This window comes from Hydrogenophaga sedimenti (genome assembly GCF_051857515.1).
GTDB lineage: Bacteria > Pseudomonadota > Gammaproteobacteria > Burkholderiales > Burkholderiaceae_C > Hydrogenophaga.
On record NZ_JBPZHA010000002.1, the window covers coordinates 76,308 to 101,064 of the forward strand.

Here is a 24,757-nt window from a genome sequence, read left to right on the forward strand (position 1 = left end):
GGCAGTGGTCCCTGGCCGCCTGTGGTGTTGGTGCCCATTGTTGGGAAGCCACGAACGGCCGTCCTTGAACCAGTTCAAGGACAAGCCGCGCGGGCGCGCCGACCATGGTTCCCGTGCGCACCGGCCATGGACAGCCGCCGGGCGGACGGGCCACCGGTCCTCCCAGGGACGGCCACTTCAAACGCTGATCCACGACGGAGAGAGAACACCATGAAATCCCGCACCACGATTCGCCTGACGATGCTGGCGATGGCGGCCCTGGTTGGCGCCGGCGCTTTTGCGCAGACGGCGGCCGACAAGAAGGTCAGCCCGGCCGAGGCCAACTACCAGGCCGGCGGATCGCCCCTGGCCACCGAGCCGATGTACCAGGCGACCAATCCCAAGGCGCCGCCGATGACCCAGGCCGAGTTCGACACCGCCCGCAAGATCTATTTCGAGCGCTGCGCCGGCTGCCACGGCGTGCTGCGCAAGGGCGCCACCGGCAAGCCGCTGACCCCGGACATCACCGTGGGCAAGGGCACGGACTACCTCAAGGTGTTCATCGCCTACGGCTCGCCGGCCGGCATGCCCAACTGGCAGACCAGCGGTGAGCTCAACGAGAAGGAAGTGGACCTGATGGCCCGCTACATCCAGCACGACGCGCCCACGCCGCCGGAGTACAGCCTGGACGACATGAAGAAGACGTGGAAGGTCATCGTTCCGCCGGAGAAGCGTCCGACGAAGAAGATGAACAACTACAACATCGCCAACATCTTCTCGACCACGCTGCGCGACACCGGCGAAGTGGCGCTGATCGACGGCGACACCAAGCAGATCATCAACATCGTCAAGACCGGCTACGCGGTGCACATCTCGCGCACCTCGGCCTCGGGCCGCTACCTGTTCGTGATCGGCCGCGACGCCAAGGTCAACATGATCGACCTGTGGATGGAAAAGCCCGACAACGTGGCCGAGATCCGCACCGGTCTGGAAGCCCGCTCGGTGGAAACCAGCAAGTTCAAGGGCTTTGAAGACAAGTACGCGATCGCCGGCACCTACTGGCCGCCCCAGTTCGTGATCATGAACGGCGACACGCTGGAGCCGCTGAAGATCGTCGCCACCCGCGGCGTGACCGTGGACAAGCAGGAATACCACCCCGAGCCGCGCGTGGCCTCGATCGTGGCCAACCACTTCAAGCCCGAGTTCGTGGTGAACGTGAAGGAAACCGGCAAGACCCTGCTGGTCGACTACTCGAACATCGACGCGCTGAAGATCACCGAGATCGGCACCGCGCGCTTCCTGCACGACGGCGGTCTGGATTCTTCGCACCGCTACTTCATGGTGGCCGCCAACAACAGCAACAAGATCGCTGCGGTGGACCTTAAGGAAGGCAAGCTGGCCAAGCTGATCGACGTGGGCAAGATCCCGCACCCGGGCCGTGGCGCCAACTTCGTGCACCCGCAGTTCGGTCCCGTGTGGTCCACCGGCCACTTGGGCGACGAGACGATTTCCCTGATCGGTACCGATCCCAAGGGCCATCCGAAGGAAGCCTGGAAGGTCGTGCAGACCCTCAAGGGCCAGGGCGGTGGCGCGCTCTTCATCAAGAGCCACCCGAAGTCCACGCACCTGTACTCGGACACGCCGCTGAACCCCGATCCCAAGCTCTCTCAATCAGTGGCTGTGTACGACATCAAGCACCTGGACAAGGGCTACACCGTGTTGCCGATCGCCGAGTGGGCCGACCTCAAGGACGACGGTGCCAAGCGCGTGGTGCAGCCCGAGTTCAACAAGGCCGGTGACGAGGTCTGGTTCTCGGTGTGGAGCGCCAAGAACAAGCAGAGCGCCATCGTCGTCGTGGACGACAAGACGCTCAAGCTCAAGGCCGTGATCAAGGACCCGCGCCTGATCACCCCGACGGGTCACTTCAACGTGAACAACACCCAGCACGACGTTTACTAACTCCCCCCTGCGCCGCTGAAGCGGCTTCCCCCCTCCGTGGCGCGCCTGCGGCGCTTCGAGGGGGGGGGACGGCCCCTGTGGCCCGGCGAAGCCGGTTCGACGGGGCCTCTGGGTTGGAGGCACTTCGTTGTTGTTGCATTCCCTTTTGGAGAATTTCATGAAAGCTGTTTTTTCCGCTGTGGCACTTGCTGCTTTTGCGCTGTCTTCCGGCGCGGCGTTCGCGGATGCGGATGCGGTGCTGAACAAGGCCGGCTGCATGGCCTGCCATGCCAAGGACAAGAAGGTGGTCGGTCCGGCGTTCAAGGACATCGCGGCCAAGTACAAGGGCCAGGATGCCTCGGCCCAGCTGTTCGACAAGGTGCGCAAGGGCGGCTCGGGAGTGTATGGCTCGGTGCCCATGTCGCCCAACGGTCCGGACAAGATCGGTGATGCCGAGCTCAAGGAAGTCATTGCGGCGATCTTGAAGTCCTGAGGTGAGGCATGAGCGCAGCGCAGGGCCGTCCCAAGCAAGCTCGCGCCCCCTCCGGGGGGCAGCGAAGCACACGCAGTGGCAAGCGTGGGGGCTCTTGTTGCTTGCGCACCGCCCTTGTCCTGCCTCTGCTGCTCGGGCCTTTGCTGGCCCTGGCGCAGACCCCTGCCGCACCCGACGCTGCCCGCGAGCGTGCGCTGGTGCGCATGGTGCGGCAGGACTGCGGCTCGTGCCACGGCATGCGCCTGACCGGCGGCCTCGGCCCCGCGCTCACCCGCGAGGCCCTGGCCGAATTCCCTCTCGACAGGCTGACCGCCGTGATCTTTCACGGCCGGCCGGGCACCCCCATGCCGCCCTGGAAGGCGATGCTCAGCGAGCCCGAAGCCCGCTGGATCGCGCAACGCCTGCAGCAGGGCTTTCCTGAAGAAATGGTGAAAGCACCATGAAGCGCCGTACCTGGCTCACCGCTGCGGCCACCCTCCCTTCGGTCGCCGCGCTTGGCGGTCTTACCGGCTGCGCCGTGCCCGTGCTGCGCGGCACCGGCGACCTGGGCGTGGTCATCGGCCGCGCCAATGGCACGCTGTATCTCATCGACACCTCGACCCGCGCCCTGATCGGCGAGGTACCGGGCCTGGGCGACCTCTCGCACGCTTCGGTCGTGTTCTCCCGCGACGGGCGCTATGCCTACGTGTTCGGGCGCGACGGTGGCCTGACCATGGTCGACCTGCTGACCCAGCGCATCACCCGCCGCGTGATGCAGGCCGGCAACTCGATCGGCGGCGCCATCAGCGCCGACGGCACGCTGGTCGCGGCACAGAACTACACGCCCGGCGGCGTCAAGGTGTTCGACGCGCGCACGCTCGAACTGGTGGCCGACATCCCGGCCGAGTACGCGCCGGGCAAGCTGTCCCGCGTGGTCGGCCTGGTCGATCTGCCGGGCCGCCGTTTCGCCTACAGCCTGTTCGACGCCGACGCGATCTGGGTCACCGACTGTTCGAATCTCTCAAAGCCTGTCACACACAAATTCGACGGTATCGGCCGCCAGCCCTACGACGCGCTGGTCACACCCGATGGCCGCCACTACATCGCCGGCCTGTTCGGCGAAGACGGCCTGGCCATGGTCGATCTCTGGGCCGACCAGCCGGCCGTGCGCCGCATCCTCGGCGGCTACGGCAAAGGCCAGGAGCCGCTGCCGGTCTACAAGATGCCGCACCTGCGCGGCTGGGCCGTGGCGGGGCGCCGCGCCTACCTGCCCGCCATCGGCCGCCACGAGGTGCTGGTGGTCGACACCGACACCTGGCAGGAAGTGGGCCGCATCCCGGTCGCCGGCCAGCCGGTGTTCGTGATGGCGCGGCCCGACGGCCGCCAGGTCTGGGTCAACTTCGCCGTGCCCGACTACCACCGCGTGCAGGTCATCGACACCCAGCGCCACCAGATCGTGCAGACCATCGAGCCGGGCAAGGCCGTGCTGCACATGGAATTCACCCCGCGCGGCGATGCCGTGTGGATCAGCAGCCGCGACGACGACCGCGTGAGCGTGGTCGACACCACCAGCTTCCGCAGCCTGGCCCGGCTCCAGGTGCCCGCGCCCAGCGGCATCTTCTTCACGTCGCGCGCGGCGCGTCTGGGGTTCTGACGATGGACCGCCCGATGGACGCCCCGATGGATGCCCCCATGGACGCTTGTTTGCGGCTGCTCAACGACTGGCAGCACGGCTTTCCGCTCTGCCCGTCGCCCTTTGCCGCGCTGGCCCGCGACACCGGTCTGACCGAGGAAGCCGTGTTGCGCGCCTTGCGCGAAGCCCGCGACGACGGCCGCCTCAGCCGCATCGGCGGCGTGTTCGCGCACGGTGCCGGTGGCGACGCCGTGCTGGTGGCGATGGCCGTGCCAGCGCACCGCATCGACACCGTGGCCGAGCAGGTCTCGGCCCACCCGGGCGTGAACCACAACTACCTGCGCGAGCACCACCACAACCTCTGGTTCGTGATGACCGGTGCCGACCGCGATGCGGTCGAGGCCGGCGTGAGCGCGCTGGAAACGGCCACCGGCCTGTCCGCGTTGCGCCTGCGGCTTGAAAAGGCCTACCGCATCGACCTGGGTTTTGACCTGGGCGGCGACACTGCGCGGCGCCCGATGCGCCGCAGCACACCCCTGACCAGCGAGCGGCCGCTGTTGGCCGACGAGCTGCCGCTGGCGCAGCGGGTCGAAGAAGGTCTTCCGCTGGTGGCGCAGCCCTACGGCGCTCTGGCCCGCGAACTGGGCCAGAGCGAAACCTCGGTCACCGGCCGCATTGCCGAGTGGCTCGCCGAAGGCCGCCTCAAGCGCTTCGGCGTCGTGGTGCGGCACCACGAACTGGGCTTCGACGCCAACGCCATGACGGTGTTCAACGTGCCCGACGACCGTGTCGACGCCTGCGGGCAATGGCTGGCCGAGCAGGCCGGCGTGACCCTGGCCTACCGCCGCTCGCGCGCCGAGGGTTGGCCTTTCAACCTCTACGCCATGGTGCACGGCACGCACCGCGACGCTGTGCTCGCCGTGATCGAACGGGTGACGCAGGCAGCCGGTCTGTCGGCGGTGCCGCGCGAGGTGCTGTTTTCCACCCGCCGCTTCAAGCAGACCGGCGCCCGCCGGTTCCGCGGCTGGGCCACGGCGACCGGGCACAGCCCCGCCGTGACCCCCATGCAGGAGTCCGAACATGCCATCGCCCGATGACCTGCGCCTGATCGACCGTCTGCACGGCGGCTTTCCGCTGAGCGACCGACCCTTTGCCGAGGTGGCGGCCAGCCTGGGCTGCAGCGAAGACATGCTGATCGACCGGCTGCAGCGCCTGCTCGCGCACGGCGACCTCACGCGCTTCGGCCCGCTGTTCCAGATCGAGCGCGCCGGTGGCCGCTTCGTGCTGGCCGCGATGGCCGTGCCCGAGCACCGCTTCGACACGGTGGCGGCCCAGGTGGGCGCGCTCAACGAGATCGCGCACAACTACCGCCGCGAGTCCGCCCATCCCGACCAGCCCGGCGCGACCACGCTGAACATGTGGTTCGTGATCGCGGTCGAAGACGCCGGGCAGATCGAGCGCGTGATCGACGACATCGAAGAAATGACCGGCCTGCCCGTGTTTGCCTTTCCCAAGGAGCGCGAGTTCTTCGTCGAGCTGCGCCTGCCCCTCTTGCCTGGAGCCCACCATGCCGCTGGATGACATGGACCGCCGCATCATCCACGCCACCCAGTCGGGCCTGCCGCTGGTGCAGCGGCCCTACGAAGCCGTCGGCGCCGCGCTGGGCATCAGCGGCGAACAGGTGCGCGAACGCCTGCAGGCCATGCTCGAAGAGGGCCTGGTGCGCCGCATCGGTGCCGTGCCCAACCACTACCGCCTGGGCTTCACCGCCAACGGCATGAGCGTCTGGGACGTGGCCGACGACCGGGTCGATCAACTTGGCGAACAGATCGGGAAGCTGCCCTTCGTGAGCCATTGCTACCGCCGCCCGCGCCGCCTGCCGGTCTGGCCCTACAACCTGTTTGCCATGCTGCATGGCCGCTCGCGCGAGGAGGTCGAGGCCCAGGCGCAGCAGGTGGCGGCCCTGCTCGGCGACGCCTGCCGCGCCCACGACATCCTTTATTCGACCGCGATCCTCAAGAAGACCGGTCTGCGCATCTCCGAAAGCTGACACACCATGTTCCGCATCAGCCAATACCTGCGCGAACTCGCGCAAGCCGAACAGACCGGGCAATGGCCCGTCGCCAGCCGCCGTGGCACCGGCACCCCGCCGGGACCGGTCGTGATCTGGAATCTGATCCGCCGTTGCAACCTCACCTGCAAACACTGCTACGCCCTTTCGGCCGACCACGACTACGCGGGCGAGCTGAACTGGAACGAGGTGGTCACGGTGATGGACGACCTCAAGGCCTTCCGCGTGCCGGTGCTCATCCTCTCGGGCGGCGAGCCGCTGATGCGGCCCGACATCTTCGACATCGCCCAGCGCGCCAAGCTCATGGGCTTCTACACCGGCCTCTCGACCAACGGCACGCTGATCGACGCGCCCATGGCCGACCGCATCGCCGCGCAGGGCTTCGACTACGTGGGCATCAGCCTCGACGGGCTGCGCGAGACGCACGACAAGTTCCGCCGGCTGGAAGGCGCCTTCGACCGCAGTCTCGCGGCCGTGCGCCTGCTGCGCGAGCGCGGCGTCAAGGTCGGCCTGCGCTACACCATGACCGCGCTGAACGCGCACGACTTCGCGCCGCTGCTGGACCTCACGCGCCGCGAGCGGGTCAACAAGTTCTATTTCTCGCACCTCAACTACGCCGGCCGCGGCAACATCCACCGCGGCAAGGACGCGCAGTTCCAGTCCACCCGCGACGCGCTGGACCGGTTGTACGACCGCGCCTGGCAGGCCGCCCGCGAAGGGCTGGACGAGGAGTACGTGACCGGCAACAACGACGCCGACGGTCCCTACCTGCTGCAATGGGTGGCGCGCCGCTTTCCGCAGTGGGAAGCCACCCTGCGCGAACGCCTGGTCGCCTGGGGCGGCAACGCCAGTGGCGTGAACGTGGCCAACATCGACAACCTCGGCGAGGTGCACCCCGACACCATGTGGTGGCACCACAAGCTGGGCAATGTGCGCGAACGGCCGTTCTCGCAGATCTGGATGGACACGACCGATTCGCTGATGGCCGGCCTGAAGGCCAGCCCGCGCCCGGTCGAGGGCCGCTGCGCCCAGTGCCAGCATTTCTCGATCTGCGGCGGCAACACCCGCACCCGCGCCCAGCAGCTGACCGGCAATGCCTGGGCCGAAGACCCGGGCTGTTACCTGACCGATGAGGAGATCGGGTTGCCCGCTGGTGGGGCCGCGGCCCCGTCGGCCCGGCGCACGACCATCCTGCTCAGGGAGGAGGCTGTCGATGCGTGACGCACACCGCCACCGCTGGAGCGAGGCACTGGCCGACCTGGCGCGCGCCGCGCTGGTCGCCGGCCTGTGCTGGATGGGCGTGGACATGGCCAGCGCGCAGACGGCACCTGCCGCCCCGGCCCCGGTCAACGCCGCCGCGCTTTACCAGCAACACTGCGCCAGCTGCCACGGCGAGCAGCGCACCGGCCTCATGGGTCCGGCCCTGCTGCCCGAAAGCCTGGAGCGCCTGCGCGCGGCCGAGACGCTGCAGGTCATCACCCAGGGCCGCCCCGCCACGCAGATGCCCGCCTTCGCCGGCCAGCTCAGCGCCACCGACATTGCCGCGCTGGCCGCGCACATCCGCACGCCGGTGACGCCCGCGCCGCGCTGGAACGACGACGACATCCGCGCCTCGCGCAGCTTCAACCCGGCGCCCGCCGGTGAGCCGGCCAAGCCCGTGTGGACCGCCGATCCGATGAACCTGTTCGTGGTCGTCGAAGGCGGCGACCACCACGTCAGCCTGCTCGACGGCGACAAGTTCGAGGTCATCACCCGCTTCGCCAGCCGCTTCGCGCTGCACGGCGGGCCGAAGTTCTCGCCCGACGGCCGCTACGTCTACTTCGGCTCGCGCGACGGCTGGATCACCAAGTACGACCTCTGGCGCCTGCGCGTGGTGGCCGAGGTGCGCGCCGGCCTGAACATGCGCAACGTCGCGGTCAGCGGCGACGGCCAGTGGATCATGGCCGCCAACTACCTGCCGCACACCCTGGCCCTGTTCGACGCCGACCTGAACCTCAGGAAGAGCTACAGCGCCGCCACGCTCGACGGCAAGCAGACCTCGCGCGTCTCGGCCGTCTACGACGCCACGCCGCGCAACAGCTTCGTGATCGCGCTCAAGGACATCCCCGAGCTCTGGGAGATTTCCTACGACCCCAAGGCCGCCCCGATCTACGACGGTCTGGTGCACGACTACAAGATGGGCGAATCCATCGCCAAGCCCGGCTTCCTCGGGGTGCGCCGCACGCCGCTGGACGAACCGCTGGACGACTTCTTCTTCGACCAGTCGTATCGCCATGCACTCGGCGCCACACGTCCCAAGACCGGCGACGGCGCGGCCACCGCGCAGGTCGTCAACCTCGACGTGCGCCGCAAGATCGCCGACCTGCCGATCGCCGGCATGCCGCACCTGGGCTCGGGCATCACCTTCGCATGGAACGGCAGCACCGTGCTGGCCTCGCCGAACCTCAAGGGCGGTGCGATTGACGTGATCGACATGAAGACCTGGAAGCCGGTGGCGACCATTCCGACGCCCGGCCCCGGTTTCTTCATGCGCAGCCACGAGAACACGCCCTACGCCTGGACCGACTCGATGATGAGCCCGACCGCCAAGGACACCATGACCATCATCGACAAGGCCACGCTCAAGCCAGTGGCGACGGTGAAGGAACCCGGCAAGACCCTGGCCCACATCGAGTTCACCAAGGACGGCAAGTACGCCCTCGCCAGCGTCTGGGAAATGGACGGCGCGCTGATCGTCTACGACGCCGCGACCTTCAAGGAAATCAAGCGCCTGCCCATGAGCAAGCCGGTCGGCAAGTACAACGTGTGGAACAAGATCAGCCGCAGCGAGGGAACTTCTCATTGAACCCCCTGCGACGCTGCGCGTCTTCCCCCTCTCCTGCGGGAGGGGGACGCAGCCAGTGGCCTGGCGAAGCCAGTTCCACGGCTGCCCTGGGTGAGGCACGCGCTCCGGAGAAGCTTTTGCCGCGCCTGGCCGGCGACGGTGTGGTCTGGCTGCTGGTGCTGGCCGAGTTGCTGACCTTCGGCCTGCTGTTCGCTTCGTTCGCGGTCGCGCGATGGAAAGAGCCTGCCGTGTTCGCGCAAGGCCAGGCGGCGCTGAGCCTGCACACCGGCGCGCTCAACACCCTGCTGCTGGTCGCGGCGAGCTGGGCGGCGGTGCGGGCGGTGAAGGCGTTTGAATCGGACCGGGGCGACATCGGCGCGCACTGGCTGCTGGCCGCGCTGGCCGGGGCGCTCGGTTTCCTGGCCGTGAAGTCGCACGAGTTCGCCGGCAAGATCGCCGCCGGCTTCGACTGGGCGACGAATTCGTTCACGCTGCTCTACACCCTGCTCACCGGCTTTCACTTCCTGCACGTGGTGGTGGGCGCCATCGTATTCACCGTGCTCTGGCGCAAGGCGCGGGCCGGCGCTTACGGCCGGGCCAACCACATGGCGCCGGCCTCGGGCGCGGTGTTCTGGCACATGGTCGACCTGCTGTGGATGGTGCTGTTCCCGCTGGTCTATGTGATCCGTTGAGGAAAGAAACAAGCCATGCGCTTCACCCGCACCGACGCCGTCTTCGCGCTGCTCGCGCTCGCCACCCTGGCGAGCTGGTGGCTGGGGGAGGGTGCCGCCGTCAGTGGCCGACACCTGGGCACCATCGCGAGCCTGGCGGTGCTCGCGCTCGCGGCCTTCAAGGGCGCGTGGATCGCGCTGGACTACATGGAGCTGCGCAGCGCGCCCGCGCTGTGGCGGCGCGCGGTGCTGGGCTGGCTGGTGGTGGTGTTGGGGCTGATCACGCTGTTCAGCGTGGCGCTCTGAGGCCTTGTCAGGTGCTCGCAGAGCGCGGAAGCGCCGCCGCCACATCGCGAAACGCCGCCAGCGCCGCTTCCAGGTGGTCGATGATCTCCTGTTGCAGCACATCCGGTGGCGGCAGATCGGCCAGGTTGTCCAGGCTGTCGTCCTTGAGCCAGAAGATGTCCAGGCTCGCCTTGTCACGCGCCATCAGGTCTTCGTAGCTGTAGAACTGGAAGCGCTCGGTCGCCTTGCGGATGTGCCGGTTCTCCGGGTGGTAACACTCGATGAAGTCGCGCAGGTCGTCCAGCTTCAGCGGCCGGGTCTTGAGCGTGAAGTGTTTGTTGGTGCGCAGGTCGTAGAACCACACACCCTTGGTGTGCACCCGCCCGTCTTTGGGCGCGTTGTCGAAGAACACCACGTTCGCCTTCACCCCTTGCGCATAGAAGATGCCCGTGGGCAGCCGCAGGATGGTGTGCACATCGCAGTTCTCCAGCAGCTTCTTGCGGATCTTCTCGCCCGCGCCGCCCTCAAACAGCACGTTGTCGGGCAACACCACCGCCGCCTTGCCGTCCACCTTGAGCATGCTCACGATGTGCTGCAGAAAGTTCAGCTGCTTGTTCGACGTGGTTTCCCAGAAGTCCTGGCGCTGGTAGGTCAGCGCCTCCTTGTCTTCCTCACCCTCTTCGTTGGTGATGGTCATGCTGCTCTTCTTGCCAAACGGCGGGTTGGCCAGCACGTAGTCCACCTTGCGCCGGGGTTCGGTAATCAGCGCGTCCGCCCGCTCCACCGACGGCTCTCCGTCCAGCTCGCCGATGTTGTGCAGGAACAGGTTCATCAGGCACATGCGCCGCGTGTTCGCCACGATCTCGTTGCCGTGGAAGGTCTCGTCACGCAGAAACGCCTTCTGGCTCTTGTTCAGCGTGGTGCCGGGCCGGGTCAGCCAGTTGTAGGCCCCCAGGAAGAAACCGCCCGTGCCACAGGCCGGGTCGGCAATGCTCTTCATCGGCTCGGGCCGCGCACAGGCCACCATCGCGTCGATCAGCACGCGCGGCGTGAAGTACTGCCCCGCGCCACTCTTGGTGTCTTCCGCGTTCTTCTGCAGCAGCCCTTCGTACAGGTCACCCTTGGTGTCCACACCCAGGCTGATCCAGCTCTCCGCGTCGATCATCTGCACCAGCCGCGCCAGCTTGGCCGGGTCCTGGATCTTGTTCTGCGCCTTGAAAAAGATCGCCCCCAGCATGCCCGGCTTCTCGCCCAGCTGGTGCAGCACCGCCAGGTAGTGCGCCTCCAGCGGCTCGCCGGTCCTGGCCGTCAGGCTGGGCCAGTCGTGGCCCTTGGGAATTTGCGTCTGGCGGTTGTAGGGCGGCTGCGCGTACTCGTGCGCCAGCTTCAGGAACAGCAGGTAGGTCAGCTGCTCCAGGTAGTCGCCATAGCCCACCCCGTCGTCGCGCAGGGTGTGGCAGAAGTTCCAGACCTTCTGGACCAGGGTGGAGGTGTTCATCGTCGCAAATCGGTGAGGTTGGGGTACGTCAATCAAGTACCCATCAAGTAAAAAAGTTTGCTAAGTGGTTGATTTTTAAAGGCTGACATCGCCCAATCCGCCCGTCCATCAAGTACCCGTCAAGTACCAACACCTCGCTGTTCGGTCACAACCGTCGCGCAGGCAAGCGTGAGCGCAACAGAGGTCGCCAATCTGGCGGCAACCCCCATCGGGTGGGATCCTCGAGCTCAGGGCCTGCTTTTTTTCGTCAAATACCCATCAAGTACCGCCTGAGCAGATAAGTTGTTGTTTTAGAAGGGAAACACGGCTTGCGTACAGCCTCAGACGGTCCTTCCATCAAATACCCATCAAGTAGCGCGCTTGAGTTCAAGCCCAGTGCGGCACATACCGCCTCAACTTGGGCGCCGCATCCGGGTCGGCCAGCCGGACCAGCCCCGCTGCCATTGCCTCCTTCAGCAGACGCGAAGCTGTGGCACTGTTTTTGGGGTCTATGCCAAAACGGTCTCGCAGTGTGGTGTTGGTCATGAACTCCCGCTGAACGTACCGAAGACAGGCGTGCAGATACACCGCACGGTTGCGGTCTTCCTTGTCCATCTTGACCAAAGGCATGGGCGTGAACAGCGTGCTGCGGGTCGATTCGCCCACCGTATCAAAAGCCGGCGCAGGCAACTGGTACAGCTCGGTCTGGAACACCACCTTGTCCACGCCACTGCCGCGCTCCTCGCAAATGCCAACGCGCCGCATCAGTGATGCCAACATCTCGTTGCGCGAACGGGGCGGGTGGTCCAGCAGACGTTGCGTGTCCACCAACGGGATGCCCGGGTTCGACACCTCCATGCGGTCGGAAAAGATCTCGACCATGGGGCCACTGCCGCCCACGGTCAGGTCCTGGTGAATCAGCGCATTGGCCACCAGCTCACGAATGGCCAGTTCGGGATACATCGGCACCGACTTGCGCAAGGCCTGCCCGATCACCTCGTTGCTGGGCAACAAACCATTGATGAACGCGATCAAACCCTCGAATCCGGCCGCGTAGCCGCGGTTGCCTTCTTTCTCGCGTGGCGGATCCATCCGACTGGTGCCCTGGTAGGCAATCACCCGAACCGCCTTGCGCTGCAAGCGGCCAAAGTCGCTCAGCCGTTTGGCAAAAAGAATGGCACCCAGGTTTCGAACGGTCCAGCTGCCCGCATCGTCGCGCTCGATCAAGTGGTCTGCAGCCAGCGCCTGCAGGATGGCATCGCGTCCATCCGGCAGTGGGCGGGACATCATGTCGAAATACGAGGGATAGTCCAGCAAGCCCAACACATCGTCTGCAGCCAGGCGCTCGGCCGCTGCCAGCATCTCGAACGGCACCGCATCCAGAATCCGCCAGAGCGCGCGCTCCTTCTCCTGAAAGTCCTTGAGCACCTTCTTGTAGGACCCCACGCGGATGTACTCCACGTTCGTGAACTGCACCGGGTGGCGGAAGGCCCGCGAGATGACCAGCACGACCACCCGTTGGCTGTCCACCTCCACGTGCTTGAACTGAAAGTCGATCTTTGGCGCCAGACGTCGCAGCAACCAGCTCTCCAACTCCTCATTGCCCACCCGCCGGGCAGCCGGATCGAAGGTGGTGCCCACCACTTCATGGGTGTTGTCATCCACCCCCCAGACCAGGTAAGCCTGGGCCTTGCCATCAAGAGCCGCTGTGTTGGCCATCGCCGAGATGTACTCGCCGATTTCCTGCGGATCGTCCTTGTTCTGCTTGAACTCCAGCCAACCCGTTTCCCGTGGCAGTGCGGTCAGTTCGCGGACCAGGCTGCGCCAGTAGTCTTCGTCGCGGATCATGTGTGTTCCTTTGCCTGACGACCCCGTGCCTTGCGCTGCACCGTCCCAGCAGTCGCCCGTTCGGCGCGGATGCGTTCCAGCAGCACGCTGGCCGGTTCGTCGGCCGGGTCTTGCGGCACCAGCTGGCCGGCGAAGGCGGCGCGGAGGATGTTTTGGCGTTGGGCGGTGGATTGTTTGAGAGACAACCCAACAGCCGCGTCCTGTGCTGCGATCTCCCTCGTTGCAGTTCCCACCAAGGCGATCAATTCATCTTGTTCTTGGATCGGGGGCACGGGAACCGCGAGGCTCGTGAACCGTCCGAGGCTGACTTTTTTCTGCGCGACGCCCTGCGTCATCGGCTCAATCTGCTGGCGCCCGATATGCGAGTTGATCGTCGCCTTCAGGAGGTCGGGACGCACAAGCCCTGCCCAGCAGCGGACCTTTATGCAGTCCGCTGTGATGATCGCGGGCGGTTGACCATCTGGATACACATCCGCGTCACCCGGTGGTTCGCCCATCTTGGTGATCAACACATCACCTGCATCCACGCGGTGAGCGCTGAGTTCTTCGGCCTTTTCAGGCGTCACGTACTTGGTGTGTGTGCCGCCGTAGTTTCCTGACCGGATGTTCCGGACGAAGACCAGCGGAACCCCAGATTCTCGGTAGTCGGGCACTTTCAGGTTGCTCCCAAATGGGCCAATCGCGAGGCTGTACGGTTCGTCAGATGCGATCTGCTCAACGCTCGCCCACACCCACCCCTGCGGCAGTTCAGGCAGACCGCTGGTGTCGGGCTGCACCGGCTCGGGGTATTTCTTCTGCCAGTCCTTGGGCGGGGTCTTGCCTTGCTCCTGATACTTGGCGAGTTGTTTGGCTTCCCAGTGCGCGCGGCGTTCGGCGAGGATGCGTTGCAGCAGTTGTTCGCCCGTCTCGGCGGGCGGGTGCTGGGTGCGCCACTCGGCGGTGAGCGCGCCTTCCACGGCGGCCTTGAGCAGCGACTGGCGGTATTGCGCCAGCTTCTTCTGCGCGGCCTTCAGCTCGGCCACGCCGGCATCGAGGTCGGAGAGCAGTTCTTCGAGTTTTTCGACGATGCGGGTTTGCTCGGCCGGTGGCGGGAGCCAGATGGGCAATGCACCGAGCTTCTTCAGGCTGATGGATGCGAGGTTGGTGGTTTGCGAGCCTTGCTCGGAAAAGTAGGCCTGAGCCATTGAGTTGGTGAAGTGCGCGACGTACACCGGATCGATGTCTCGGCTGGCCAGTCGTGCGCGAAAGACATGGTTCTGGTGGATGCACAGCGGCAGCTGCCCTTGCCAGATCCAGCCGCGACCGAGCTTGTCCCTGTCGCCGCCTTCGTTCAGAAGAATGTCACCGGGCAACAGCTGGAGCGCCTGAATGTCCGACTCAGAGGCCGAAATGACCTTCACATCCGTCAGGTCGAGTCGCCCCCGCTGCACGTTGGCAACTCTCAGGTAGGGCACCTCGCGAAGCCCTTGCGCCAGGGCCTTCTTGGCGTCCTTCGTGACCCCGCCAACAATCTCCGCAATCTCACGCAAGGTGGTCTGTTGCCAGCCATCGGGCAATCCGTGTTCGGCACCACTCACGCCACCAACTCCCGATTCATCTCATCCATCAGTCCATCCAGTTCGGGGCCAAACACCTGCCACACGCGCTGCAGCCCGCCCTTGTCGGCCAGTTCGGCGTAATCAAAATCGTCGCGCGCAATGCTGCAGCTGCTGGCGATGTGGTCTTTCATCAGGCGCAGCCACTCGGTCTGCTCTGGGGTGAACGCGGTGCCGCGCTGCGCGTTGTGCCGCCAGATCCAGGCCTGGAAGCGTTTGTCCACCTCGTCGGCAAAGGGGCGCAATTCTGCACCGTCGCCGTCCAGCCCCAGCGCGAAGCGCACCAGGCTGACGAGGTCGGTCAGCTGGCGTTTGGTGTCGGCGCCTTTCACGCGGCTGGCCTGCACCCGCGCATACGCGCTCCACAGGCGCTCGGTGGTCAGCATCAGCGGTGGGCGGGCCAGGCGTTCGTGCAGGTCTTCGATCATGTCGAAGGTGAGCGCGCGGCGCTGGTAGGGCTGCTGGTAGAAAAAACCGAGCGCGGCGATTTCGTCTTTGTGCTGCTGCAGGTAGCTGGCAAAGGTCTGAATGACCGCGTTGGCCTGCGCTTCGGCCTGGGCCGAGAAGCCGCTGAAGGTGACTTCATCGAGGTTGATGTGGTCGATGATCTGCTCGCGTTCGCGGCGGGCGTTCTCGATCTCGTCGCGCAGGGCGGGCTGGTCGAATGGGGCACAGGCAGCGGCCACGCGGGTGGCGCGGGCGGCGTCCAGCTCGGCGGGCAGCAGTTGCTCTTCGTTGACGGTTTTGCCCATGGCCTGGGCGGTGGCCAGCGCGGTCTGCACCACCGCGTCGGGGTTGAGCGCGGCGATCAGGGCCTTGCCCAGCTCAGCCACCGGCACGCCGCCGCTGGCTTTCTCGATGCGGGCCTGGGCCTTGTCGTCCAGCTGCTTGGCCAGCCGAACCAGGCGGTTGGCCAGCGAGAGCACGGTGTCGTCGTCGCGGTGGCCCATGGCCACGCCTTGCAGCAGGTCTTTCAACGGCACGCCGGGCTTTTTCTCCAGCGGGCGGCTTTCGGTCTTCAGGCTTTTTTCTACGCCCACGGCGTCGATGAGCACGAAGCGGGTCTTGGCGCCGTCGGCGCTGTTGCTCACGCGCTTGAGGCCGTCGGCGTCCAGGCTGCGCACGCCGCGGCCCTTCATCTGCTCGTAGTAGCCCTTGCTGCGCACATCGCGCATGAAAAGCAGCACCTCCAGCGGCTTCACGTCGGTGCCGGTGGCGATCATGTCGACGGTGACGGCGATGCGCGGGTGGTGGTCGTTGCGGAAGCTGCTCAAGACGCTGTCGGCGTCTTTCTCGCTGTAGGTGACCTTGCGGCAGAAGGCGTTGCCCTGGCCGTAGACCTCGCGCACGATCTGGATGATGTCGTCGGCGTGGCTGTCGGTCTTGGCAAAGATCAGGGTCTTGGGGGTTTCCTGCCGGGTGGGGAAGATCTGCGTTTCCACCGCCGTCTTCATGGCCTGGATCACCTTGCGGATCTGGCTGGGGTTGACCACGGAGCGGTCCAGCTCCTTGGCCGAATAGGCGGTGTCTTCCTCGGTTTCGCTCCAGCGCTTTTTGCGGGTCTGCCGGTCGCGGTGGTCCACCCATTCCTTGGCCTTGAGTTCGGCGCCTTTCTGGGTGATCTCGGTTTCGATGGTGTAGACGTCGTAGCCCACGTTGACGCCATCGGCCACCGACTGCTCGTAGGTGTATTCGGCGACGATGTTTTCGTTGAAGAAGCCGAAGGTGCGCTTGTCGGGCGTGGCGGTCAGGCCGATGAGGCTGGCGTCAAAGTAGTCGAGCACCTGCTTCCAGGTGTTGTAGATGCTGCGGTGGCATTCGTCGATGACGATGAAGTCGAAGCTCTCGACCGGCACGGCCGGGTTGTAGCGCACGACCTTGGCCTGTTTGGCGGTTTGCTGCACCTCGGCCAGCGACACGTCTTCGGCCGACTCGTCGATGGGCTCGCCGCTCAAGATGGAGTACATGCGCTGGATGGTGCTGATGCACACCTTCGCGCCCTGGTCGATGGTGGGACTGCTCAAACGCTGCACGTTGTACAGCTCGGTGAAGGTGCGGCCGTCGTCGGGCGGCGTGTAGGCCATGAACTCCTGGTGCGCCTGCTTGCCCAGGTTGCGCGTGTCCACCAGGAACAGGATGCGCTTGGCCCCGCCGAACTTGAGCAGCCGGTAGACCGCCGTGATGGCGGTGAAGGTTTTGCCCGCGCCGGTGGCCATGTGCACCAGGGCGCGTGGTTTGTTCAAGGCGAGCGACGCCTCCAGCCCGGTGACGGCGCTGACCTGGCAGTCGCGCAGGTTGCGCTCGGGCAGTGGCGGCATCTGCTCCGCGAGGCGCCGGCGCAGGGTATCCGGCTGGGCCAGCCAGTCGGCCAGGGTGTCGGGTTTGAAGAAGTGGAAGATTTCGCGCGAACGGGGTACCGGGTCGCGCCCGTCGGTGAAACGGATGATTTCACCCGTGGCCTCGAACAGAAAGGGCAGCGGCGCTTTGTCTTTTTGCCATTTGAGCGTGGCGTTGGCGTAGCGCTCGGTCTGGGTTTCGGTGGCGGTGAGGTTCTCGCCGGCTTCGTTGCGCTTGGCTTCGATGACGCCAACGGCCTGGCGATCCACAAACAGCACGTAGTCGGCAGGGCCGGTGTCGGTGGGGTACTCGCGGACGGCCACGCCATGGGCAGCGCCCAAGTTGAACGCCTTCATGTCCTGCACCACCCAGCCGGCAGCGGCAAGCTTGTCGTCGATGGTCTGGCGCGCTTTGGCTTCGGGTATCATGGCGAGGGCAGCCCTTCCCTGGGTGCTGGCCCACTCTTGCTGGCAGGCCGTTCTGGTGTGCCGGCAGTATGCCTCTATTTAGAGGCTGATCTGAGCGTCAGCGTCCCCGACGCACCGCCCGCACCATCACCGCGCCGAACAGCACGAAGGCCAGCGCGTGGCCGGCGCCCGCCAGCATCAGACCGACCGGCCAGCCATTGACCGACGACACGACCCGCAGCGCCAGACTCAGCCCCAGCACGCCCAGCGGCAGCAGCGCCCAGCGCGTGGGCTCGGGCCGCCAGCCGGCCAGGGCGGGCAGCATGATGGGGGCGTGGCCGAACACCATGGCCATGACGAAGCCCAGCCAGAGTGCGTGCCAGGCGACGGTCTGGCCCAGCAGACCGAGCACGGCGGCCAGCGCCAGCCAGACGTAACCCACCAGCAGGCAGATGGCCGTGTGGCCGGCCCAGCCTCTGGCGCGCCATTGCCGCGTGGCCACGTCCCAGCGCAGCAGCCAGGCGGCCAGCAGGGCCATGGTGATCCACCAGAGCATGCCTGCGATATCGGGCCGCAGCAGGGCCAGCAACACGGCCGCCACCGAACCCGCCCACACGGCCAGGAAAGCTTGCGAGGCCCAGGCCGGCAGCTTCACCAGCCGCGTGAGCTCGCGCCGTTCGCCGGCGATGGTCAGCACCAGAAAGCCGCTCCAGCCGATGCGCGCGGCCTCGGGCTGGCCCAGGGTGAACGCTGCGTTGGCGGCCAGCAGCGCCAGCGCGCCCGAGGCCTCGACCGCCAGCGGCAGCGACATGGCGCGGTTCGACCCCGCCCAGGCGTAGAGCCAGACCAGGCCCGCAGCCGAGGCGATCCACAGCACGCCAGAAACGGTCCACAGCCCTGCACCCCAGCCCAGCCAGCCGCCGAGTGCGGCCAGCGCCGGCACCCACAGGCCGCGCCGCAGGGCGACCACGCGTTCGAGCGCGATCAGCGCGCCGAAGAAGCCGGCCATCATCACCGCGCCGTGGCCGCCGATGGCTTGCGCACCCGTCGGGCCGAGGTCCGCGGCGGGCAGGGCGCCCAGCCGCACCAGGCCGCCGCCGACGGCGCCCAGCAGGTTGAGGATGGCCATGAGCGCGGCCGCACCCACGGCCCAGCGGGGCAGGGCAGGCGGTTCGACCGTGCGGGGCCGGGCGGGTGTCACCATCCGAAGCGGGCCCGCAGTTCGGGCGCCAGCCGCTCGGGCGACCACTCGGTGTCCCAGTCCATGTGAACGTCCACGTCGATGCCGGGCGGGCAGGCGCGCTGCACGGCGGTCAGGGCATCGTCAATCATCACGTCGGCCATGGGGCAGGTGGCGCTGGTCGGGATCAGGCTGACGCGCACGCTGTCGCCTTCGATCAGCACCTCGCCGACGACACCCAGGTCCACCAGGTTTTCGCCCATCTCTGGGTCGTCCACGCTGGCCAGGGCGGCCATCACGGCCGCATGCAGATCGGTGTCGGTGTTCTTGGATTCCATGGGATCTCACTGTGAACGGGCCTTCTGACCCCATCCTTGAACCAGTTCAAGGACGGTACCCGAGCAAAAAAGGAGGATACGCCCCATCAACCAGTGATGGAGGGCTTCATGAGCCAAACGCAAAGCGGGTTCACCAAACAGACCGCCCGCAACATGTTCTACGGTGGCAGCGTGTTTTTCGCGCTGCTGTTCGCGGCCATCGTGTTCGACAGCGAACGACGAATACCCGAGCGCTCCAACGCGCAGGCCATCACGCCCGCCGTGGTCGCCGGCAAGAAGATCTGGGAGACGCGCAACTGCATCGGCTGCCACACGCTGCTGGGCGAGGGTGCGTACTTCGCCCCCGAGCTGGGCAACGTGTACCAGCGCCGCGGCGGCGACTTCATCAAGGCCTGGATCAAGGCGCAGCCCACCGGCGCGCCGCACCGCCGCCAGATGCCGCAGTTCAACCTGACCGACCAGCAGCTCGATGACCTGGTCGAGTTCCTCAAGTGGACCAACGGCGTGAACACCGAAAAGTGGCCACCCAACATCGAAGGTTGAGAGGAGAAACAACATGACCATCGCCACCCTCAAGTACCAGAGCCAGTCGGTCTCCAAGCTGTACTTCATCGCCGCCATGGCGCTGTTTGCCGGACAGATCCTGTTCGGCATCGGCCTGGGCCTGCAATACGTGATCGGGGACCTGTTCTTCCCCTACATCCCCTTCAACGTGGCCCGCATGGTCCACACCAATCTGCTGATCGTCTGGCTGCTGTTCGGCTTCATGGGCGCGGCCTACTACATGGTCCCCGAAGAGGCCGAAACCGAGCTGCATTCGCCGCTGCTGGCCAAGATCCTGTTCTGGATCTTCCTGGTCGCCGGCGCACTGACCATCGTGGGCTACCTCACGGTGCCCTACGCCAAGCTCGCCGAGCTCACCGGCAACGACCTGCTGCAGACCATGGGGCGCGAGTTCCTGGAGCAGCCGCTGCCGACCAAGGTGGGCATCGTGATCGTGGCGCTGGGCTTCCTGTTCAACATCAGCATGACGGTGCTCAAGGGCCGCAAGACCGCGATCTCCATGGTGCTGCTGATGGGCCTGTGGGGTCTGGCGCTGATGTTCCTGTTCAGCTTCGTCAACCCGCACAACCTGGTGCGCGACAAGATGTACTGGTGGTTCGTCGTCCACCTCTGGGTGGAGGGCACCTGGGAGCTGATCCTGGGCGCGTTGCTGGCCTATGTGCTGGTCAAGACCACCGGCGTGGACCGTGAAGTGATCGACAAGTGGCTGTACGTGATCATCGCCTTCGCGCTGATGACCGGCATCCTGGGCACGGGCCACCACTTCTACTTCATCGGCCTGCCCGGCTACTGGCACTGGATCGGCTCGATCTTCTCGGCCATGGAACCGATTCCCTTCTTCATGATGACGGTGTTCGCCTTCAACATGGTGCAGCGCCGCCGCCGCGAACACCCGAACCAGGCCGCCGTGCTGTGGGCCGTGGGCACCTCGGTGCTGGGCTTCCTGGGCGCCGGCCTCTGGGGCTTCATCCACACGCTCAGCGCCGTCAACTACTACACCCACGGCTCGCAGATCACCGCGGCCCACGGCCACCTGGCCTTCTACGGTGCCTATGTGCTGGTGGTCATCACGCTGATCAGCTACGCCATGCCCACGTTGCGCGGCCGCATCGCCAACAGCGCCAAGGCGCAGAACGTGGAAATGTGGAGCTTCTGGATCATGACCGTCGGCATGGCCGTCATGGTGCTGGCCCTGACCGGCGCCGGCATCCTGCAGGTCTGGCTGCAACGCATGCCCACCACGGGTGCGCTGAGTTTCATGGCCACGCAGGACCAGCTGACGTTCTTCTACTGGACCCGCATCGCCGGTGGCGTGATCTTCCTGATCGGCCAGTTCACCTACTTCGCCAGCTTCTTCGTCGGTGGCGAGCCGATCCGGGTGGACAACGCCAGCAGCGCCGGCGGCGGCATGCTTGGTGCCCGTCCCGCGCAACGTGCCTGATCAACCGGGAACACGGCCATGGACCACAGTGAACAGCAGCACCTGATGAATGCCCCGTTCTACGCCGAGCAGGCCGGCGAGGTCGCGCTCTTCGAGCACGCCCACCGCCAGCGCCTGCCGGTGCTGATCAAGGGCCCGACCGGCTGCGGCAAGACGCGCTTCGTGGAACACATGGCCGCGCGCCTGGGCCGGCCGCTCATCACGGTGAGCTGCCACGACGACCTGAGCGCGGCCGACCTGGTCGGCCGCCACCTGATCGGCGCCGACGGCACGGTCTGGCACGACGGCCCGCTGGCACGCGCGGTGCGCAGCGGCGCCATCTGCTACCTGGACGAGGTGGTCGAGGCCCGCAAGGACACGACGGTCGTGCTGCACCCGCTGGCCGACGACCGCCGCGTGCTGCCGATCGAACGCACCGGCGAACAGCTGGTCGCGCCGCCCGGTTTCATGCTGGTCATCAGCTACAACCCGGGTTACCAGAACCTGCTCAAGAGCCTCAAGCCGAGCACCCGTCAGCGCTTCGTGGCGCTGACCTTCGGTTACCCGGCGCCCGAGGTCGAGCGCCGCATCGTGACCACCGAGGCCGGCGTCGACCCGTCGCTGGCCGGACGGCTGGTGAAGCTGGCCGAGGCGCTGCGGCGCCTGACCGACCACGATCTCGAAGAAACCGTGAGCACGCGCCTGCTGGTGATGGCGGCGCGGCTCGTGGCCAGCGGCCTGCCGCTGGCTGTCGCCTGCCGCTCGGCCATTGTCGATGCGCTGACCGACGACCAGGACACCGCCGCCGCCCTCGACGAGGTGGTGCAGGCGATGCTGGGCACCGTCACCTGAAACTGTTTGCAGCGGCGGCGCTGCGCCTCTCCTCCTCTGTTTGCCACACACCATGCAGCGCCGCCGCCTCTTCTTCCAGCTGGGCTTCTTCGCCCTGTTTCTGCTGGCCCCCGCGTTGAACCTGCTGCGCTTCGATCTGAACGAGACGCAGCTGTGGTTCCTGGGCCAGCGCTGGTCGCTGGGCATCGATGCCTTCCGCGCCGGCGACATCACGGCCAACCAGGCCGCAATCCAGATCTTCACGCGCGCATTCCTGCCCGCCATCGCGCTGATCGCGGCCTTCCTCGCGGTGGCCTGGCGTTACGGGCGCCTGTACTGCGGCTGGCTGTGTCCGCACTTCACCCTGGTCGAGACACTCAACACCGCGCTGCACCGCGCCTGCGGCAAGCTCAGCATCTGGGACCGGCACCGCACGCCGCGCGCGGGGGTGAAGCCCTCGGCACGCTGGTGGCCGGTGTTCTTCACGCTGTGCGTGGTGTTCGGCTTCCTGTGGGCCATCACGCTGCTGTCCTACCTGCTGCCGCCGGCCGAGGTCTGGGGCAACCTGCTGACCGGCCGGTCCACGCCCAACCAGGCGCGATTCCTCATTGCCGGCAGCACCGTCTTCACGCTGGAGTTCGCGTTCGCCCGCCACCTGTTCTGCCGCTTCGGCTGCGCGGTGGGCTTCTTCCAGAGCCTGGTCTGGATGGCCAACCCCAAGGGCATGGTGGTCGCCTTCGACCGCGACCACGCACGCGATTGCCGCAGCTGCACCACCGCCACCTACCCGCAGGGCTCGGCCTGCGACAACGGCTGCCCGATGCGGCTGCACCCGCGCAACATCAAACGCATGATGTTTTCCTGCGTGCAGTGCGGGCAGTGCCTGGATTCGTGCGAAGAGACGCAGGTCGCGCAGTCGCGCGAGCCCTTGCTGGAGTGGAAGGTCGGTGCCGATGCGGTGCGCGAAACCCTGCGGCAACGCAAGGAAGAACGCGAAGCCACCGCCATGCTCGAAAGGAAAATCTGATGGAAGAGTGGGTTGGCAAACAGTGGGACCGCTTCATCCGCCGGGCGGCGCACCGGCAGCACGACGGCGCGGCCGTGGCGCTGTCGCAGATGCAGCGCAGCATCGGCCTGATGTTCCGTGCGGCCGGTGGCGCGGCGGCGGTGCGCGTGGGCGCGGCCGGCGAGAGCCGGGTCGGTGGCGCGCGCGACTGGCTGCAACGGGTGGCCGGCACCGGCACCCACGCGGCCACTGCGCGGCTCGAACCCGAGGTGCTGTCGCTGCCGCCGAGCATCGCGGTGCATGCCGAGGCGGCCCTCAACCGCGCGCTCTACCTGTGGCTGGCGGCGCTGGCCGCGCACATCGAACCGACCGGCGACTGGATCGCCGACAACCGGCGCGCCAGTGCGCGCGCGCTCGAACAGTTTCCCGGCCTGCGCGATCGCCACGACCAGCTGCTGGCGGCCGAACGTGCGCTGCGGCCCGACCCGGCGCGCCTGCGAGGTGCCGCGGCCGAGGCCGAACGGCTGGTGCAGCAGGCACTGGCGGGGCAGGGCGCCGACGGAACGGGCGGCGTGCGGCCCGAGGCGGTGGCGCCGGTCTGGATGTGGCTGGACACCGGCGCCGCGCCGGCGACCGCGGTGGCCCGCGACCAGGACCCGGCCGCGGCCGACGCGCAGCGGCCACCGACCACACAGGACGCCCGCCGCCGCAAGGCCCAGGCCGTGGTCGACGAGCGCGACAAGGCACCGCTGATGATGTTCTTCCGCGCCGAGTCCATCCTGTCCTGGGGCGAGTTCGTCAAGGTCAACCGCGCCAGCGACGACGACGACGACGGCAACGCCCTGGCCGCGGCCAACGACATGGATGTGCTGGCCATCGCGCCCGACGGCCAGACCACCGCCTCGCGCGTGAAGTTCGACCTCGACCTGCCCAGCGCCGCCGCCGACGACCGGCCGCTGGGCCCCGGCATCCGCCTGCCCGAATGGGACTGGCGGCGCGGCGCGCTGATCGAAGACCACTGCGCGCTGCAGACGATGGTGACCGCGGCGCCGCCGGCGTTTGCGCCGTCGCCGTCGCTGCGTGTGACCGCCCGCCGCGTGCGCCGGCGCATGGAGGTGCTGCGCGGTGGCCTGGGCCGCCTGCATGCCCAGACCGAGGGTGAAGAGATCGATCTCGACGCCTGGATCCGCCACCACGTCGAAGCGGCCGCCGCACCCCGCAGCGACGCGCCCGCGGTGTTCACGCGCCGGGTGCGCAGCGAACGCAGCCTGGCCACGCTGCTGCTGGCCGACCTGTCGCTCTCGACCGACGCCTATGCGACGCAGACCGCGCGGGTGATCGACGTGATCCGCGATGCGCTCTACGTGTTCGGCGAAGCGCTGTCCGCCAGCGGCGACCCGTTCGAGATGCTGGGCTTCTCGTCGGTGCGGCGGCAGAACGTGCGCATCCACCAGCTCAAGGGCTTCGACGAAGCCTGGGGTCCGCGCACCCGCGACCGGGTGGGGGCGATCAAGCCCGGCTACTACACCCGCATGGGTGCGGCGATCCGCCACGCCACGGCACGGCTGGAGAAGCGGCCCGAGCGCCAGCGCCTGCTGCTGCTGCTGACCGACGGCAAGCCCAACGACCTGGATGTGTACGAGGGCCGCTACGGCCTGGAAGACACGCGCCACGCGGTGCAGGCCGCGCGCGCCGCCGGCCTGCTGCCGTTCTGCATCACCATCGACGAGACCGCGCACGACTACCTGCCCATGCTGTTCGGCCAGCAGGGCTATGCCCTGGTGCACCGGCCGCAGGATCTGGTCAACAAGCTGTCGGCGGTGCACCAGCGTTTCATGGCACGCGCGGCCTGAGGGCTGCACCTAGGACGGTGGCCGGTTC

22 protein-coding genes are annotated in these 24,757 nt (G+C 66.9%); 16 read left to right on the forward strand and 6 right to left on the reverse strand.

From position 1 onward, the window contains the following. Window positions 1-210: 210 nt before the first annotated feature. From ACS5NL_RS03020 to ACS5NL_RS03070, 11 genes are all read left to right on the forward strand, one after another. Window positions 211-1,938, forward strand: a complete 1,728-nt coding sequence (locus tag ACS5NL_RS03020) for a cytochrome D1 domain-containing protein (protein WP_439352110.1) — start codon at window positions 211-213, stop codon at window positions 1,936-1,938. A 157-nt stretch (window positions 1,939-2,095) separates the two neighbouring features. Next, window positions 2,096-2,410: a c-type cytochrome gene (locus tag ACS5NL_RS03025; protein ID WP_439352111.1), complete on the forward strand. Its 315-nt coding sequence runs from the start codon at window positions 2,096-2,098 to the stop codon at window positions 2,408-2,410. Between the two features lie 101 nt (window positions 2,411-2,511). Continuing rightward, a complete protein-coding gene (locus ACS5NL_RS03030) occupies window positions 2,512-2,853 on the forward strand; it encodes a c-type cytochrome (RefSeq protein WP_439352112.1) in 342 nt (113 codons plus the stop codon). Then, window positions 2,850-4,043, forward strand: coding sequence for a cytochrome D1 domain-containing protein (locus ACS5NL_RS03035; protein ID WP_439352113.1), 1,194 nt, complete (start codon window positions 2,850-2,852; stop codon window positions 4,041-4,043). The genes ACS5NL_RS03030 and ACS5NL_RS03035 overlap by 4 nt, the downstream gene beginning before the upstream one ends. 38 nt (window positions 4,044-4,081) lie before the next feature. Continuing rightward, window positions 4,082-5,119 carry a siroheme decarboxylase subunit beta gene (gene ahbB, locus ACS5NL_RS03040; protein ID WP_439352114.1) on the forward strand — a complete coding sequence of 346 codons (1,038 nt, stop codon included), beginning with the start codon at window positions 4,082-4,084 and terminating at the stop codon, window positions 5,117-5,119. Continuing rightward, window positions 5,103-5,603 (forward strand): Lrp/AsnC family transcriptional regulator, encoded by a 501-nt coding sequence (locus ACS5NL_RS03045; RefSeq protein ID WP_439352115.1) that lies wholly within the window; start codon window positions 5,103-5,105, stop codon window positions 5,601-5,603. Before ahbB (ACS5NL_RS03040) ends, ACS5NL_RS03045 begins: the two co-directional genes overlap by 17 nt. Then, window positions 5,590-6,072 (forward strand): siroheme decarboxylase subunit beta, encoded by a 483-nt coding sequence (gene ahbB, locus ACS5NL_RS03050; protein WP_439352116.1) that lies wholly within the window; start codon window positions 5,590-5,592, stop codon window positions 6,070-6,072. The genes ACS5NL_RS03045 and ahbB (ACS5NL_RS03050) overlap by 14 nt, the downstream gene beginning before the upstream one ends. 6 nt (window positions 6,073-6,078) lie before the next feature. After that, the gene (gene nirJ / locus ACS5NL_RS03055) at window positions 6,079-7,314 is read left to right on the forward strand and encodes a heme d1 biosynthesis radical SAM protein NirJ (RefSeq protein ID WP_439352117.1); all 1,236 of its coding nucleotides are present in this window, start codon (window positions 6,079-6,081) and stop codon (window positions 7,312-7,314) included. Beyond that, entirely contained in the window at window positions 7,307-8,938 is a 1,632-nt protein-coding gene (locus ACS5NL_RS03060; RefSeq protein WP_439352118.1) for a cytochrome D1 domain-containing protein, read from the forward strand. The genes nirJ and ACS5NL_RS03060 overlap by 8 nt, the downstream gene beginning before the upstream one ends. A 116-nt stretch (window positions 8,939-9,054) precedes the next feature. After that, window positions 9,055-9,609 (forward strand): cytochrome c oxidase subunit 3, encoded by a 555-nt coding sequence (locus ACS5NL_RS03065; protein WP_439352119.1) that lies wholly within the window; start codon window positions 9,055-9,057, stop codon window positions 9,607-9,609. A gap of 15 nt (window positions 9,610-9,624) precedes the next feature. Further along, a complete protein-coding gene (locus tag ACS5NL_RS03070; RefSeq protein ID WP_439352120.1) occupies window positions 9,625-9,894 on the forward strand; it encodes a cytochrome C oxidase subunit IV family protein in 270 nt (89 codons plus the stop codon). Between the two features lie 7 nt (window positions 9,895-9,901). On the opposite strand, the gene ACS5NL_RS03075 is transcribed toward ACS5NL_RS03070, so the two are convergent. The 6 genes from ACS5NL_RS03075 to ACS5NL_RS03100 all read right to left on the reverse strand — a co-directional run bounded on the left by ACS5NL_RS03075 (window position 9,902) and on the right by ACS5NL_RS03100 (window position 19,055). Continuing rightward, entirely contained in the window at window positions 9,902-11,371 is a 1,470-nt protein-coding gene (locus ACS5NL_RS03075; RefSeq protein WP_439352121.1) for a class I SAM-dependent DNA methyltransferase, read from the reverse strand. A gap of 366 nt (window positions 11,372-11,737) precedes the next feature. Continuing rightward, the gene (locus tag ACS5NL_RS03080; RefSeq protein WP_439352122.1) at window positions 11,738-13,198 is read right to left on the reverse strand and encodes an ATP-binding protein; all 1,461 of its coding nucleotides are present in this window, start codon (window positions 13,196-13,198) and stop codon (window positions 11,738-11,740) included. Then, window positions 13,195-14,775, reverse strand: a complete 1,581-nt coding sequence (locus ACS5NL_RS03085; protein ID WP_439352123.1) for a restriction endonuclease subunit S — start codon at window positions 14,773-14,775, stop codon at window positions 13,195-13,197. The genes ACS5NL_RS03080 and ACS5NL_RS03085 overlap by 4 nt, the downstream gene beginning before the upstream one ends. After that, window positions 14,772-17,558: a type I restriction endonuclease subunit R gene (locus tag ACS5NL_RS03090; RefSeq protein WP_439352124.1), complete on the reverse strand. Its 2,787-nt coding sequence runs from the start codon at window positions 17,556-17,558 to the stop codon at window positions 14,772-14,774. Before ACS5NL_RS03090 ends, ACS5NL_RS03085 begins: the two co-directional genes overlap by 4 nt. Before the next feature lie 97 nt (window positions 17,559-17,655). Then, window positions 17,656-18,741, reverse strand: a complete 1,086-nt coding sequence (locus tag ACS5NL_RS03095; protein ID WP_439352125.1) for a DUF8744 domain-containing protein — start codon at window positions 18,739-18,741, stop codon at window positions 17,656-17,658. After that, window positions 18,735-19,055: a metal-sulfur cluster assembly factor gene (locus ACS5NL_RS03100; RefSeq protein ID WP_439352126.1), complete on the reverse strand. Its 321-nt coding sequence runs from the start codon at window positions 19,053-19,055 to the stop codon at window positions 18,735-18,737. The genes ACS5NL_RS03095 and ACS5NL_RS03100 overlap by 7 nt, the downstream gene beginning before the upstream one ends. A gap of 108 nt (window positions 19,056-19,163) precedes the next feature. Here ACS5NL_RS03100 and ACS5NL_RS03105 point away from each other — a divergent pair, with 108 nt between their 5' ends. From ACS5NL_RS03105 to ACS5NL_RS03125, 5 genes are read left to right on the forward strand one after another with little or no spacing between them, the layout of a single operon-like run. Then, complete coding sequence (locus ACS5NL_RS03105; RefSeq protein ID WP_374408523.1) at window positions 19,164-19,598, forward strand: c-type cytochrome; 435 nt, start codon at window positions 19,164-19,166, stop codon at window positions 19,596-19,598. A gap of 13 nt (window positions 19,599-19,611) precedes the next feature. Beyond that, window positions 19,612-21,060: a cbb3-type cytochrome c oxidase subunit I gene (locus ACS5NL_RS03110; RefSeq protein WP_439352127.1), complete on the forward strand. Its 1,449-nt coding sequence runs from the start codon at window positions 19,612-19,614 to the stop codon at window positions 21,058-21,060. An 18-nt stretch (window positions 21,061-21,078) separates the two neighbouring features. Next, window positions 21,079-21,891, forward strand: coding sequence for a CbbQ/NirQ/NorQ/GpvN family protein (locus ACS5NL_RS03115; RefSeq protein WP_439352128.1), 813 nt, complete (start codon window positions 21,079-21,081; stop codon window positions 21,889-21,891). Window positions 21,892-21,943: 52 nt separating this feature from the next. Further along, window positions 21,944-22,897: a 4Fe-4S binding protein gene (locus ACS5NL_RS03120; RefSeq protein WP_439352129.1), complete on the forward strand. Its 954-nt coding sequence runs from the start codon at window positions 21,944-21,946 to the stop codon at window positions 22,895-22,897. Further along, window positions 22,897-24,729, forward strand: a complete 1,833-nt coding sequence (locus ACS5NL_RS03125; protein ID WP_439352130.1) for a nitric oxide reductase activation protein NorD — start codon at window positions 22,897-22,899, stop codon at window positions 24,727-24,729. Before ACS5NL_RS03120 ends, ACS5NL_RS03125 begins: the two co-directional genes overlap by 1 nt. Window positions 24,730-24,757 lie beyond the last annotated feature (28 nt).